At 54.7% G+C, this 14,289-nt stretch carries 12 protein-coding genes and 1 pseudogene; 9 read left to right on the top strand and 4 right to left on the bottom strand.

The annotated features are described in order from the left end of the window. Window positions 1-66: 66 nt before the first annotated feature. A complete protein-coding gene (locus tag TH3_RS04570; RefSeq protein ID WP_007090461.1) occupies window positions 67-1,350 on the top strand; it encodes a glycosyltransferase in 1,284 nt (427 codons plus the stop codon). On the opposite strand, the gene TH3_RS04565 is transcribed toward TH3_RS04570, so the two are convergent. Beyond that, complete coding sequence (locus TH3_RS04565) at window positions 1,347-1,916, bottom strand: HdeD family acid-resistance protein (RefSeq protein ID WP_007090462.1); 570 nt, start codon at window positions 1,914-1,916, stop codon at window positions 1,347-1,349. The two genes, TH3_RS04570 and TH3_RS04565, sit on opposite strands and share 4 nt — an antisense overlap. Before the next feature lie 98 nt (window positions 1,917-2,014). Next, window positions 2,015-3,943, bottom strand: coding sequence for a heavy metal translocating P-type ATPase (locus tag TH3_RS04560; RefSeq protein WP_007090463.1), 1,929 nt, complete (start codon window positions 3,941-3,943; stop codon window positions 2,015-2,017). Between the two features lie 331 nt (window positions 3,944-4,274). On the opposite strand from TH3_RS04560, the gene TH3_RS04550 reads away from it, so the two are divergent. The 3 genes from TH3_RS04550 (at window position 4,275) to TH3_RS04540 (ending at window position 7,012) form a co-directional block, all read left to right on the top strand. Continuing rightward, complete coding sequence (locus TH3_RS04550) at window positions 4,275-4,721, top strand: DUF2946 family protein (protein WP_139192148.1); 447 nt, start codon at window positions 4,275-4,277, stop codon at window positions 4,719-4,721. Window positions 4,722-4,874: 153 nt separating this feature from the next. Continuing rightward, complete coding sequence (locus TH3_RS04545) at window positions 4,875-6,260, top strand: PepSY-associated TM helix domain-containing protein (RefSeq protein ID WP_007090466.1); 1,386 nt, start codon at window positions 4,875-4,877, stop codon at window positions 6,258-6,260. Window positions 6,261-6,367: 107 nt separating this feature from the next. Then, complete coding sequence (locus TH3_RS04540; protein WP_007090467.1) at window positions 6,368-7,012, top strand: Crp/Fnr family transcriptional regulator; 645 nt, start codon at window positions 6,368-6,370, stop codon at window positions 7,010-7,012. Window positions 7,013-7,059: 47 nt separating this feature from the next. Here TH3_RS04540 and TH3_RS04535 read toward each other — a convergent pair whose 3' ends face one another. Further along, window positions 7,060-10,197 (bottom strand): sensor domain-containing protein, encoded by a 3,138-nt coding sequence (locus TH3_RS04535; protein WP_233421839.1) that lies wholly within the window; start codon window positions 10,195-10,197, stop codon window positions 7,060-7,062. 367 nt (window positions 10,198-10,564) lie between these two features. Between TH3_RS04535 and TH3_RS04530 the strand changes: the two genes are divergently transcribed. From TH3_RS04530 to TH3_RS23405, 3 genes and pseudogenes are all read left to right on the top strand, one after another. Further along, window positions 10,565-10,978, top strand: coding sequence for a tellurite resistance TerB family protein (locus TH3_RS04530; protein ID WP_007090469.1), 414 nt, complete (start codon window positions 10,565-10,567; stop codon window positions 10,976-10,978). A 252-nt stretch (window positions 10,979-11,230) separates the two neighbouring features. Beyond that, a pseudogene (locus TH3_RS23410) lies at window positions 11,231-11,740 on the top strand (NAD(P)-dependent oxidoreductase); the annotation flags it as partial. Then, window positions 11,723-12,136, top strand: coding sequence for an NAD(P)-dependent oxidoreductase (locus TH3_RS23405; protein ID WP_255356857.1), 414 nt, complete (start codon window positions 11,723-11,725; stop codon window positions 12,134-12,136). The pseudogene TH3_RS23410 and the gene TH3_RS23405, both read left to right, overlap by 18 nt. A gap of 57 nt (window positions 12,137-12,193) precedes the next feature. Here the strand turns inward: TH3_RS23405 and TH3_RS04520 are convergent, their stop codons facing one another. Continuing rightward, window positions 12,194-12,730, bottom strand: a complete 537-nt coding sequence (locus tag TH3_RS04520; protein ID WP_007090471.1) for an SAM-dependent methyltransferase — start codon at window positions 12,728-12,730, stop codon at window positions 12,194-12,196. Between the two features lie 110 nt (window positions 12,731-12,840). On the opposite strand from TH3_RS04520, the gene TH3_RS04515 reads away from it, so the two are divergent. Together TH3_RS04515 and TH3_RS04510 are read left to right on the top strand one after the other, a co-directional pair. After that, window positions 12,841-13,056 carry a SlyX family protein gene (locus TH3_RS04515; protein WP_007090472.1) on the top strand — a complete coding sequence of 72 codons (216 nt, stop codon included), beginning with the start codon at window positions 12,841-12,843 and terminating at the stop codon, window positions 13,054-13,056. A gap of 33 nt (window positions 13,057-13,089) precedes the next feature. Beyond that, window positions 13,090-14,277 (top strand): DUF3095 domain-containing protein, encoded by a 1,188-nt coding sequence (locus TH3_RS04510; protein WP_007090473.1) that lies wholly within the window; start codon window positions 13,090-13,092, stop codon window positions 14,275-14,277. The last annotated feature ends 12 nt before the right edge of the window (window positions 14,278-14,289 follow it).

The following is a 14,289-nucleotide window of genomic DNA, read 5'->3' as shown; positions in this document are numbered from 1 at the left end:
ACTTCACCTGACATCTGACAACAAATCGATTTTGCAATACGCCCATTTTCCGCCGAAGGACGCGATATGCATATCTTGTTGATGACCTATGGCACACGCGGCGACATCCAGCCCTTCATTGCTTTGGCGTACGGGTTACAACAAACCGGCCATATGGTTACACTTGCCGCCCCCGGGCGCTTCCAATCGTTAGTACAACAACACGGCCTCGCATTTGCGCCCTTAACAGATGCGTTAATAAATCTGACCAACAAACCACAATTTGCGAATGCGTCAAATCCGGGCACCGGATTCCTAAAGAAAATAAGCAGTATCGTAAAATTGCGTGCGCAAGGAAGAGACCTTCAAGGTGCGCTTCTTGATGATATTTTTGAAACCATTAATAGGCTCAGGCCAGACAAAATAGTATTTCATCCAAAAGCCTTTGGCGCCTTGGCAATTGCTGATCATTTTGCAATCCCAGCCATTCTGGCCCAGTTGATACCAGCACTTATTCCAACTCGTGCCTATCCGCATATCGGCTTTCCCAATATGGCGGATTGCCAGAAATATAACCTTCTGACAGGGAAGCTTGTGAAGGGGTTGGTTAATCTGTCGTTGCGCAACAGCCTCCGCGATTGGGCATCAAAACGGCATAAAGCCATCCCGTATCAGAAATTTGATATCCTAAAATCACAAAAGTTCGGAGCCATCACGGTTCTAAACGCCTATAGCAACGCCATCATAGCGCGCCCAAATGACTGGCCGAAAAAAGCTGCTGTCACGGGCTATTGGTTTGTAAATGATGCTTTGTACGAGCCAAGCACCGAAATGACGAGCTTTATCAAAAACAGTCAAAAACTGATCTATATCGGGTTTGGCTCCATGCCCGCCACCAATCCGCAAAAGACCGCCCAAATGTTGATTGATGCGGTCAAACAGGCAAATGTCCAGGCAATCATTGCAACCGGTTGGGGCGGCATTGCTTCCGGTGTTGATTGGCCATCCAACATTTATGCCGTTCGGGAAGTACCACACGAATGGATGTTCAAACATGTAAAGACCGCCATACATCATGGGGGGGCCGGAACGTGTGCAGCAACATTACGGGCGGGATGTCCATCCATTATTGTACCGTTCTTTGGCGATCAACCATTCTGGGCCAAACGGCTTTACACGATCGGCGTTGCCCACCAGTTGATCCCCTCATCGAAGCTTGATGCAAAATGTCTTGCCAGCGCCATAAGCGACATTCTGGCAACACCACAGGTTCACGAAACAGCAAAACGAATTGCCAAACAAATTTCGCATGAAAACGGTGTTGCTACGGCGGTTGATCTGATCCTGAACGGCACAGAAATCGCAGCTTAGCTCTTGGTAACCGTTCGCATTGCCATTGACACCATCAGATAGCTCAAACCTGACGAAATCAGATTAATCCCAAGCAACAATCCAATCGCCCAAGTGGCAGCACTTGGCAATTCCACGAATATTAAAACACCGGCAAGCACTGCGATACCGCCGGAAAACAGCATCCATTTCCAGCCGGGAAACTGGCTGAGGCGGAACGCCATGGCAAGTTCAAGCAATCCTTGCAGGATAAAGGCAATTGCCAGTAACACGGTCAGGGTCACAATCCCGGTCAGCGGGAAAAAGGCCAGCCACCCGCCGACAAGCGCGAACAGAACGCCTTGCACCACATCGATCCAGCGGCGCGTTGGTGTATCGGCATTCCACGCGCCGTAAAAATGCCCGACAGCCCCGATGATAAACAACCAGCCGATCACGGTTTTAAACGCAATCGTCGTGGCAAACGGGAAGGCGACGGCAAGAATACCCAGCAAAAGCAGAACGATCCCGACAGTCCGAAGCCGTTTGCGTCCCTTTTCCAGAAGTGCGCGCATTTCCGGCGTGCCGTCATTTACAACGAGTGTCATGGATCTGTCCCTTTGGTTTCATTTACCGATTTCTTTAAATGTGATCCGTCGTTTGTATAAACGCCGCCATCAAAGCTTGGTTCCGGTCGATGATATGTTCAGGATATCTGCTTTTCATCCCCAACAAGATCGGCGCGGATATTGCCCGCCAGGGCAAGGCGCAAGGCATTGACGATCGCAATGACATCAATCCCCTCCTGCAGCACGGCACCAGCAACCGGACTGATGTAGCCAAAGGCGGCAAAGCCCATGGCAAAGATCGATAACACCATGCCACCGATCACACTTTGCAGCAGAATGCGCCGCATGGTCATGCTGATGTGAAACAGTTCGTCAACCGCCTGAAGCGAACTTTCGGGGATCACGGCACCGGCGGCCTCGGCCGTTACAGAACTGTGTTTACCAAAGGCGATACCAACGGTTGCCACCGCCAGCGCGGGCGCATCATTAATGCCATCCCCCATGAAAAGCGTGGGCGCAAGCGCCGTTTCGCGTCGCACGATTTCAACCTTTTGCTCCGGACTTTGTGAGGCAAGACTCTCATCAATGCCAAGCAGCTTTGAAAGATGACTGACCTCGCTTGCGCGATCCCCCGACAGCAGCATGACCTTGTTGAAATTATGAACCGGCCCGAGATGCCCGACGAAATTCCTGCCATCGGCACGCGGGCTATCGTGGAAACGCAATGTCGCACCATAGGCACCATCAATCATGATCACGCATTCAAGTCCGCTGACATCTGGCGGCAGGATTTCGGCCATGGCCGGGTCACTTGCGATCAGCTTTTTGCGGTGGGTCACCGCAATCTCCTGACCATCCACCGCCCCGACCAGCCCCTGCCCGGGCTTTTCTGATACTCGAGCCACATCGCCAAGCGCCAGTTTGCGGCTTTCTGCCGCTGCCAGCACCGCGGTTGCCAGCGGATGTTTTGAATACCGTTCAAGACTGGCGGCCAGGCGCAAAACCTCGTTCGCGCCATGACCGCTGGCGGGCAGAACTTCGACCAGTTCAGGTCGGCCATATGTCAGTGTTCCGGTTTTATCAAAAATTGCCGTTTTACATGTCGGTAACCGTTCCAGAACCGTCGGATCGCTGATCACGATGCCCCGTCTGGCGGCCATGGAAATCGCGCTCATAATCGTGATCGGAATGGCAATCAAAAGCGGACAAGGCGTTGCCACGACCAGGACTGCCAGAAACCGCACGGAATCACCGCTCAGATACCAAGCGATAAAAGCAACCAACAAAGCAAACGGGGCGAACCACGCCCCGATCTGATCCCCGATCCGGCGAATTTTCGGGCGTTTCTGTTCGGCTTCCTGCATGACCTGCATGATTTGGGCATAGCGTGACTCACTTGAAAGCCTCTCCGCCCGAATGACCAGAACCGCATCTCCGTTGATCGCACCTGAAAGCACCGATGCCCCTGGTGCCTTGGCCACAACAAACGGCTCCCCGGTCAGGTAACTTTCATCCATGGCGCCATGACCATCGACGACCACCCCATCGACCGGGGCAGTATCATGCGGGAAAATCGCAATCAGATCACCGACCACGATGTCATCAAGGCTGATGTCGGTAATGTTTTCGCCGTCTTTGCGATGCGCCACACGCGGCATCCGATCGGCAAGCGCATTTAACGCCGAAGATGCCTTGCGCATGGCAAATGCTTCAAGAACCTGCCCACCGCTCAGCATCAGGATAATCAGCGCCGCCGCCAGATATTCGCCCAACACCACACCGGTGACAAAGGCAATCACCGCCAGAAAATCCGCACCGAAATCCCGGGCAAGCGCCTTTTGCACGATTTCAAAAATCAGAACCCCGCCGCCCAGTGCAATCACTGCAAAAAGCGGCCAATCCATCGCGGCATGCCCGAAAACCGGTACAGAGATCGAAACCGGTATCAAGGCAAAATGGGTGACAATGCCGACAACGGTCAAAATCAGAACCGCCCGGTTAAGACGAACCGCAGACCATATGGGCGTTTTCTGTTCTGGCACACCACCGTGCTGATAGGCATGCATAGGGGGGTTCTCCGCAAATGACCAAAGCAGGTAATGAAGCCTAGCCCCAAACAGGAGTTTTACCGAAAACTATTTGCAAACCGCATGCTGGAAGCTTTGACAGCCTTCGTCACAACCGGCGTTTCGAAATCTGAGACAAAATTTTTTGGCTTTCAGAATGCCAAAACACTGTTGGTGCAATTCGTCGCAACCAAGTCAAATCAGCGAATTTCAATTGTTATAGGAACGATTATAAAAAATTGCTGATAAGTGGTTCACACCAAGAGGTTTTGACACCCTGCCTTCAAGGGATTATTGAAGGCAGGTATCTTTCCGGAATGGATTGAAAGCCGTGATCAGAACCCGCCAGATATATTCGGCACTCAGACGCAGCCTGTCGGTTGCTGTCGCGTGCTTTTTGCTGGCAAACGCCCTGATGTTCGGCTTTATGCATGCGCCGGTCGCGCTTGCCAATACCCCGGCCGCTGTCGGTGGCAACGCCGATCAGAACTTTATCCCGCTTATCATCTGTACCGCCAATGGCATCAAGACGATATCTGTCCCGGCTGGTGCAACAGAAGAAGGCGGTTCTTCCCCTCATTCCAGTGCCTATGAAGGATTCCAATGCGCGATTTGCGGCCTTGGCAATCATGCGGTCGGCCTGCCCGTCGAACCGGAATTGCCATTGATCCATCGCGTGCGAATGTCCAATGCGGTCACCGCCCTTCATATCACGGCACGCCTGCATGATTTCTGTCCGATTGCGGCATCGCCCCGCGCCCCGCCCTTTCCCGTCTGAGTGTCTCCCGGCCTGATGGATGATGTCCGTTGCCCTTACTGGCCCCGGACCACCCAGCATGGTCAACTTCAGATTGTTTGAGTTCCGGGTAGGGATCATCGGGCCAATGCGCCCGTATCCCGACAGACCCGCGACCGAATTGGGGATATCGTGATGCCAAACGCATCGGCTCATGCCAAAAATGCGCCAAAAGGGACAAGCAGCCTCTATCGCGCTGTCTGGCGCTGGCATTTCTATGCCGGACTTTTTGTTCTGCCTTTTATGATTCTTCTGGCCGTCACTGGTGCAGCCTATCTTTTCCGTGACGAAATCGATGACTGGGTCTATTCCGACCTGAAATTCGTCAATGTTCTGGATGTACCGCCACTTCCGATCAGCACACAGGTTGATGCCGTGCGCTATTTCGTCGGGGACAAACCGGTCAAAATCATCACGCCGACCTCGCCGGACCGTAGCACCGAAATCGTCATTGCCACATCGGCTGGTGATCGCCGGTCGGTTTATGTCGATCCCTATACCGGGCTGGTGCTGGGATCGATGCCAGATCGCGGCACGATCATGTGGCTGATCCGCCGCATTCACAGTCTGGCCGAATTTGGTACCGTTACCAATTACCTGATCGAAATCGCCGCGGGATGGAGCATCCTTCTGGTCGTGACAGGCACCTATCTTTGGTGGCCGCGTGACAATCAAAGCGGCGGCGTTCTAACCGTGCGCGATACCCCGGCGCGTCGGCGCTGGTGGCGCGATGCCCATGCGGTTACCGGCATTTTCGTTGGCTTCTTTATCGTGTTTCTGGCCGCGACCGGCATGTTCTGGTCAGTATTCTGGGGCAAATATGCCAACGAATTCGCCAATGGTACGCCGAGCGGCTATCCATCGGGTGTTCGCGTCGATGTGCCCCTTTCGTCCGTCCCGATGATCAAGGCTTTTGGTGAAACCGGCTGGACTACCGAAAACGCCCAGATCCCGTTATCGATTGATGGCACATCAACTGCCAATGGTGGCACACCAACTCCGTTTGGCATAGATGCCGCCGTGGCAAAGTTCGCGGAACTTGGCATTGCACCCGGCTATGCGATTTCATTGCCAAGCAGTGAAACCGGTGTTTACAGCGCATCAATTTATCCCGATGACCTGTCCCAGCAGCGCGTCATTCATCTGGACCAATATTCAGGTCGACCGTTGATTGATATGGGATATCAGGACTACGGCATCTTTGGCCGCATCATGGAATGGGCGATCAATGTCCATATGGGTCAGGAATACGGGGTGATCAACCAGATTGTGCTGATGATTGTCTGTACCGCGATTGTCTTTATGGCTGTATCTGGCGGGATGATGTGGTGGAAACGCCGCCCGGCCGGATCGCTGGGCATACCGCCCTTGCCGCGCCGGACAAAAAGCCTGATCGGGGTGACGGTGATCCTTGGGATTGGCGGAATCATTTACCCGGTCGTCGGTGTATCCATGCTGGTGATCTGGTTCCTGGACTGGCTGTTTGTGGCCCGCCCCGCCCGGTCATTGCGCGTGGCCTGAAGGTTCGACAATGCAACCCGGCCATCCGGCTGGATAAAAGATCTGGTGTCGATACGCGGCACCCCGCAACGTGCCGCGTATCTCCCTTGTGCCATCGGGAGTTCCCCATGAACAACGAAGACGCCTTGAAACATCTTGAGAAACTTGCTGAAAACCCGGCCCTTGATATGGGGGCCAATGCCGCCATCGGGCACCACGAAGAGGAAGGCGAATATATCTATCGCATCCTGTCGGGCCTTGTGATGCAATGTCATTATGCCGAAGATGGCGAACGTCAAGTCTGCCGCGTGTTCCGCCCCGGTGATCTGATCGGGCTTGAGACGGTTGTCGAACCGGGTCTTTCACTGATCAGCGAAACCCTGACGCCAACGGTCCTGATGCGCATTCCGGTTGCGCGCATCCGAATGGCACAGGCGACCAATCCCGAACTGCAACAGGCGATCCTGCGGCTGCTCGCACGCGAGGTTGTCGATGGCTATAACTGGAAGGTCAATCTGGGGACCGGATCGGCGATGCGCCGGATTTGCCGTTTCCTGCTCTGGAGTGCCAAGGATGATCACTGCCCGCTGCCGACACGCGACAAGCTGGGCAGCATCATTGCCACAACCACCGAAACCGCAAGCCGCATGATTGCTGATCTTCGCCGTCAGGGTGTTTTGCGCAAAAGCCGGTCTCGCCCGTCAACGGTCGTGATCGACCGGGATCGCGTGCGCCAGAAGGCCGGAGATTTCTGGGATCACCGCGCCGCGTGATAACGGACGAAACCTGTTGAAAACCGGGAATGCGGTCGCCTGCATGATCAGTGCGGCCGCGTGTTCCCGCCAAAGGACACATCGAACGGCATGGTTACATTCGATTTCAACAGCATTTCAAAATCGCTGGCAGGGATCGGCTTGCTGAAATAGAAGCCCTGTACCTCATCAACGCCTTCAGAGACGATGCGTTCCAGTTGCATTTCGGTTTCGATCCCTTCGACATTGACCGCCATGCCAAACGACCGCGCCAGGAACACCACCGCGCGCACAATCGCGGCATTGCCATCGCGGCTGTCGAGGTCGATGATAAACGACCGGTCTATCTTGATCTTGTCGACCGGGAATCGTTTCAGATAGGCCAGCGATGAATAACCTGTGCCGAAATCATCAATTGCAATCCGGATGCCCTGATTTCGCAGAATGCCAAGCGTGATCGCCGCTTCGCGCGGGTTATCCATCACCGCACTTTCAGTGACTTCAAACTGCAGCTGGGTCGGGTTCAAACGCGACCGTTCCAGAACATCGCCGACACTTTCAATCAGGTCTTCGTGCCGGGCAAGCTCCAGCGGCGACAGATTGACCGAAATCGTCAGTTCGCCATATCCTGCATCGAGCCATTGCCGGGTCTGTTTGCAAGCCTGATTAAGCACCCAATGGCCAACATCGGCAATGATGCCCATGCGTTCGGCCACAGGAATGAAATCGACCGGGCTGACCTGCCCGCGGGACGGATGGAACCAGCGCACCAGCGCCTCCATTCCGATGATCTTGTGGTTCGCGATATCAATAATCGGCTGATAGAACAGCTCCAGCTCGTCATTTTCAATCGCATGACTAAGGTCGCGTTCAAGCGCCTTGCGTTCCTGCACTTCGACCTGCAAACGCGGTTCGAAGAAATGATACCGGTTACGTCCTTCGGCCTTGGAACAATAAAGCGCCAGATCGACATTGCGGAACAGGTCCTTTTCATCGCGCCCGTCCTGGGGGAACATGCAGATACCGACCGATGTCGATGCCTGCACCTCGTTCCCATCCAGCATGAAGCGTTCCGAAACCCGTTCAATCAGGCGCTGTGCAACAAGGGTCACTTCCTCGACCGTGCCCGGATCATGGATCAGGACGGCAAATTCATCCCCGCCAAGGCGCGCGACCACATCCTCGTTGCGCAGACAAACCCGCATGCGTTCGCCAACCCCCTGTAAGAGCAGATCGCCGATGGGATGCCCAAGCGTATCATTGATGTCTTTGAAGTTATCCAGATCAAACAGCATCAGCACGAAACTGCGCTTTTCATGCTTGCCACGCTTGACCGCGGCTGCAAGGCGCTCCTGAAACAGGGTGCGGTTCGGAAGTCCGGTCAATCCGTCATGATGGGCCAGAAACTGGATACGTGCTTCGCTGCGTTTGCGATCTGTGATGTCGGTGATCGATCCTTCGATCAGAACCGGAACACCTTTGTCATCGCGTACCAGTCTTGCATTTTCCTCGACCCAGATGATCTTGCCATCGCGTCGGCGCATCTCGGCCTCAAACCCCTGAACCACGCCATCGCGCATAAGCTTTCCCGTCAGGCGCAGACGATTGGTCGGGTTCAGGTAACATTGCGAAAACCCGGCTTGGGACACCAGCAATTCATCGGCACTGTCATAGCCAAGGATCGATACGAAGGCCGGATTGGCAGACAGGATATCGCCAAGCGGGCGGCTCTGATAAAGACCTTCGGCGGAATTTTCGAAAATGCCGCGATATTTTTCTTCGGCCCGGCGAAGGGCACGTTCGACCGACAGCTTTTCGGTCACATCCTGCCCGATGCAGATCACGCCCGATACGTCGCCATCCTCACCGAAATGCGCACGCGCATTCCATTGCAACAGGCGAACCTCGCCATCGCGGCGCCGGAATGAAATGACTTCGTCCTTGATGATCTCGCCGGAAATCAGGCGTTTGATCCCCTGACGCACCTGATCGCGTTCACCGTCAAGCAACAGGAAATCAAAGAAATTCTGCCCGGCGGCTTCCATCCAGGAAAAGCCGAATGTCCATTCGCATTCACGGTTATATTCCAGAATGCGACCTTCGCTATCAAGGAACAGGATCACGCTGCCTGCGGTCTGGACCAGCGCGCGATAACGTTCCTGACGGCGGCGCAGATCATATTCCGCCTGACGGCTTTTGGTGATGTCGGTAACCGTGACGCTATAACCCAGAAGCGATCCGCCTTCGCCACGAATTTCGGTAGCATTGATCCGCACCCAAAGCTGGCTGCCATCCTGACGGCGCATTTCGATATCGCGCGCCTGAATCCCTGCCCCGGATACGAGGTCGCGACGCAAATCCCGCAAATCCTCGGCCCGGGCATAAAACTTTTCACTATTGGCAATATAGGCCTGGCGCAATTCGCGAACATTGTCATAGCCAAACAATGTCGCGGCTTCTTCGTTCACACTGGTCAATGTGCCATCGGCGGCCAGATCGATAATACCGTGCACAGCATGTTCAAGGGCACGGCGATAGCTTTCCTCGCGGGTGCGTTCCTGCCCGAAAAGTGCAATCGCATCCTGTGTCGGCAACGGCATGCGTTGCCACTGATAAATCCGCTGCCCGTAATGCACGGTTCGGATGTCATCCCAGTCGGCAATGTTTTCGCCGTCTTCGATCAGAGCACGCTGGCCAGATGGTTTAGTCAGCGACAATGCTCCAGGCAGCCCCATTTCAAGGGCGGCCTGCTCGGCTGCCTTGTTGGAGAATCGCAAACCGCCGTCACGCTCCACCACCAGAACAGGCTGCGGCGAAATCAGAACCCCGGTACCAGTCGTCGCATCTGCGTCCTGAAGGGCGATGATCCGGATGAAAACCTGTCCGGAGAATGAAAGCTGCCAGGCAAAGAATTGGACATCGCGGCCATCAATTTTATCGACACGCGAAAAATATCCGACGGCATTTAGGGCCTCGGCACTGATTTCACGGATATTTTGGGCGATTTGGGGATGGGTATCAATCTTGTGCCAGGTATCATCGGCAAGGTCGGGTGAAATCGTCTGCGCCCATGGCGCATTGACAAGAAGGCTCTCGCCGATGGGATCATAAACCCCCGACGGGACACGAAGATGCCCAATCAACGCCGCAAGAGTCCCCGCAGCATTGCTTGAAATGATAACTCCCATACCCAGCTTATTCGTCATTTTTGTTATCGCTGCGAGACCATAACTTTTACCCCATGCGCTGCAAAGGCCTATTTTATTCCCAAGAGAGAATGCGATGCGTTCTTGACGCTAACATGTTGTAATTTTTTAAGCATCCCCTTCGGTTCACAGCCCCTGCACATGCACGCGCAGCAAGCCCCCCTGTGTTCCGACGCCCAAAGGATGCGCCACATTTCACTACGCAATCATTAAAATCGTGAATATTTAACCGGTTAACTGTTGCCGGGGATCAAATACCGTCTTAGGTTCTATGTCCATCGGAGTTGTCACACGCCATCAACCGGTGCGTCGACGTTTCGCGGGAATACCCGTTAACGGTCAGTCACCCGGAAAAGGAGTAATCATCGTGATCTCACATCAGGACGCCTTGATTTACACAATGGTTATGGTTTCGGCCTCGGATAACGACATCACCGATGCGGAACTGTCCGCAATGGGGCGTCGGGTTCGCTATCTTCCGATTTTTGCCGGCTTTGACAATGACGGTGTCACCGCGGTTGCGCGCGATTGCGCCAAACTGCTTGCCGAAGAAGACGGCTTGGACAGCACGCTGGACATGATCCGCGAAGCCCTGCCGCGCAAATTGCGCGAAACCGCTTATGTCTTTGCCTGCGAAATTGTCCTGTCTGACAGCGAAATCAGTCAGGAAGAACTTCGTATTCTCGAACTGATACGTCATCGGCTCGATATTGACCGCCTTGTGAGTGCCGCGATTGAACGCGCCATGGCCGCGCGATATGTCCGCCCCGGCGAGTTTTAGTCAATCGCGCAAAGACGGCACAGAACGACCACATAATTTCCATTCCGACGACATAGCGTCGGCCGATAACGACGGAAACCGAACGAAACGCGCATAAAACCGGGCAACGCCCTGAATTGCTGCTTTCTTTGTCAGACCGCCATGTTATGGCCGCACTTGCGATTTGACTGCCGCCCACCCGGTTCAACCAGCCGGGATGATTTTGATCGTCTGATCGCTTTTTGATCGTCACATCGAAGGCCCACGCGTTGGCCAAAACGAAGGAACACCGTTATGACCGCACTTGCCGGGGAAAACATCGCATTCATCGGTTTGGGACTGATGGGCCGTCCTATGGCCCTCAATCTCGAAAAAGCAGGGGCGATCCTGACCGTCAATACGCGCAATCCCGAAACGCTCAATGCCTTTGACGATCTGGGCGTTGCCACCGCGCCCACCCCGGCCGATGCGGCGGCGAATGCAGATATCGTCATCATCTGTGTCGCCAATACCGAAGCCCTTGAAAACGTGCTGCTTGGCGAGGATGGCGTGATTGACGGCATGGAAGAAGGCACCATCGTTGTCGACATGGGCACGACCGCCATCGACGCCACCCGGCGCTTTGCCGATGCCGTCGAAGAAGCCGGCGGTCACTGGATCGATGCCCCGGTATCAGGCGGAACACACGGGGCTGAAAACGGTACGCTCACCATCATGGTCGGTGCCGAAGAAGAAGATTTTCAACGTGTCCAGCGAGTCTTTGGCGTGCTTGGATCACGCGTCACCCATGTCGGTGAAATCGGATCCGGCCAGATCGCCAAGGCCGCCAACCAGATGATCGTTGGCATCACTATCGGTGCGATTGCCGAAGCCTTTTCCATGGCCGACGAAGCCGGGGTCGATCTTGGCAAATTGCGCTCCGCACTGACCGGCGGATTTGCGGATTCCGCGATCCTGCAAAAGCACGGCGAACGCATGATCGAACGCAATTTCGAACCAGGTGGCAAGGTCGTGACCCAGCGCAAGGACCTGTATCAGGCGCTTGAATTTTCAGAAGGCGAACTGGGCCTTGAACTGCCCTTCTCGCGGCTCGCCCTTGAACTTTACGAAGAACTGATCGAAATGGGCGGCGGCGATCTTGACCATTCCGCCCTGATCAAGATTTACGAAGAAGAATGACACGCAAAAAGCAGGGTGTCCTTGGGCGACCCTGCTTTTTGCAAACCAGACAGCGCCTCATCCTGGCAGATGCGATCCCATTCGGTACAGGTAAAGCATATCCGATCCCGACTGCATCGGGACTTCGCCAAAGGCCTGCCAGCCTGGAATGGCAAAAGCGCGTGAAATCACAATCCCGCCCGGTGCCATGCGCTGGTTTAACACATCGCCGACATCGGCCATCACCCGCGGGTCAAGAAAGCACACCACAACATCCCCCGGATTCTGATCGTGCTTTCTGAAGTCCGCGCGCACCAGCGACAGGTTTTCAAGCTGTGCCAGCCGCGCGCGAATGCGGCTGACCGCATAGGGTAGCGGCGATAACTCAATCCCGGTCACCGTTATATCGGGTCGGGCACGCGCGATATTGATCGCCAGATCGCCCCATCCCGATCCGAAATCCGTCACCCGGCAGGGTTCCTTGGGAAGATAGGATATGATTTCGTTGCGTGCCTTGCGACCACTTGGCATCGGCACCGCACGCAACCGGATGGCATAGACCACGATCAGTGCTGTAACGACGCCAAGAATGACGAGGATGGATAATTCGCTCATGGGCCTGCTAACCAATCTTTCTGATCTGTGCTAGGTTGGTGTCTTACTCCTGCCACAGGGCATTGTCCCCGGCAAGTTTTCACCCATCCAAGCGGGACAACCATCGCGCCATGAGCCAAGACGCAAGCAACCGTATCGACGAACTCGAAATCCACATCGCCCATCTCGAAAGCTCGATACATGACATGTCCGACATGATCAAATCACAGTGGGACCGGATCGACCTGCTGGAACGGCGCAACAAATTAATGGCCGAAGATATAAAACGGCTTGTCGATTTTCTGCGTACATCACCAGAAGATGATGCACCTCCGCCTCATTATTAATGGTGCCATGAACTGGCCCCGCCAACCCCAGAGATGCCCTTGATCAATCCCTATCTCGACATCCCGGTGTTCGACGATTTCGCCAAGGTTCTTGACCCGTCAATTTATCGCGAACTGCCCGATGACTGGTGGGTTGGCACATCCGATATCGTCGGATCGACCAAGGCGGTCGAAGCAGGCCGTTACAAGGAAGTCAATATGGTCGGCGCGTCGGTCATTGCCGCAGCCACCAATGCCATCGGACATTCGGATTTTCCATTCATCTTTAGCGGGGACGGTGCAGCGATTGCCTGCCCACCCGACAAGGTTCCCGCCGTCCGCGATGCCCTTGCCGCGACCGCCATCTGGGCAAGCGAAGAACTGCGTTTTGATTTGCGGGTTGCCTTGGTCCGCATCGACGAAATCCGAAAAAGTGGTCACAGTGTCCGGGTTGCCCGTTTTCTCGCATCAAAAAAGCTGGCCTATGCGGTATTTTCCGGGCGCGGCATTTCCTGGGCCGAAGAACAGATGAAACAGGGCCATAACCTGATTACCCCGGCACCGTCTGGCACGCAGCCCGATCTGACCGGACTTTCGTGCCGATGGTCGCCGATCCGGGCCGAGGATGGATGTAAAATCCTGTCACTAATCATGCTGCCCCGCGATGATCGTGCCCGTTTTGACCGTTGCGCAACCGCCCTGTTTGGCATCCTTGAACAGGACCGTCGCGACAGCAATCCGGTCCCGGAATCCGGTCCCGATTTCCGGATTGGCTGGCAAAGCCTGCGCCTCGAAGCACTGGCAACACAGGGAACCGAAGGATCAAAACTGCGCGCATGGTGCAAGGCGCTTTTCGTCTCCTGCGTTGCCCTGTTTCTGTTCAAAACTGGCCGGAATCTTGGCGATTTCGATCCGGTGCATTATCGCGAACAAACCAAACTCAATACTGATTTCCGACGCTTTGGCGATGGTATATGGCTGACTGTCAATTGCACAGCACCACAAACAGAACAAATCGAAACGTTGCTGTCGGATGCCGAAAACAATGGTGATATCTGGTTTGGGATAAAACAGCAGGACGAAGCACTGATGACCTGCATCGTTCCCGATATTGCAACGGACTCCCACCTGCATTTCCTAGATGGAGCCGATGGCGGTTACACCGCGGCGGCCAGCATCTGCAAAGCAAAGATGAAAAAGCTTCCGACACAACCAGCTCATGCAGAACTCGCATCAACTTAACGATACCGATGC

The organism is Thalassospira xiamenensis M-5 = DSM 17429 (assembly GCF_000300235.2).
Classification (GTDB): domain Bacteria; phylum Pseudomonadota; class Alphaproteobacteria; order Rhodospirillales; family Thalassospiraceae; genus Thalassospira; species Thalassospira xiamenensis.
Note: the sequence above shows the minus strand (reverse complement) of the source record. Positions and strands in the feature narration are given on the sequence as shown.

What these genes read in the sequence shown, in the direction of transcription:
- TH3_RS04570 (WP_007090461.1), top strand. Translation starts at nt 67, where the DNA reads ATGCATATCTTGTTGATGACCTATGGCACACGCGGCGACATCCAGCCC.
- TH3_RS04540 (WP_007090467.1), top strand. Translation starts at nt 6,368, where the DNA reads ATGAACAACGAAGACGCCTTGAAACATCTTGAGAAACTTGCTGAAAAC.
- TH3_RS04510 (WP_007090473.1), top strand. Translation starts at nt 13,090, where the DNA reads ATGCCCTTGATCAATCCCTATCTCGACATCCCGGTGTTCGACGATTTC.
- TH3_RS04515 (WP_007090472.1), top strand. Translation starts at nt 12,841, where the DNA reads ATGAGCCAAGACGCAAGCAACCGTATCGACGAACTCGAAATCCACATC.
- TH3_RS04545 (WP_007090466.1), top strand. Translation starts at nt 4,875, where the DNA reads ATGCCAAACGCATCGGCTCATGCCAAAAATGCGCCAAAAGGGACAAGC.
- TH3_RS04565 (WP_007090462.1), bottom strand. Translation starts at nt 1,916, where the DNA reads ATGACACTCGTTGTAAATGACGGCACGCCGGAAATGCGCGCACTTCTG.
- TH3_RS04535 (WP_233421839.1), bottom strand. Translation starts at nt 10,197, where the DNA reads ATGACGAATAAGCTGGGTATGGGAGTTATCATTTCAAGCAATGCTGCG.
- TH3_RS04520 (WP_007090471.1), bottom strand. Translation starts at nt 12,730, where the DNA reads ATGAGCGAATTATCCATCCTCGTCATTCTTGGCGTCGTTACAGCACTG.
- TH3_RS04560 (WP_007090463.1), bottom strand. Translation starts at nt 3,943, where the DNA reads ATGCATGCCTATCAGCACGGTGGTGTGCCAGAACAGAAAACGCCCATA.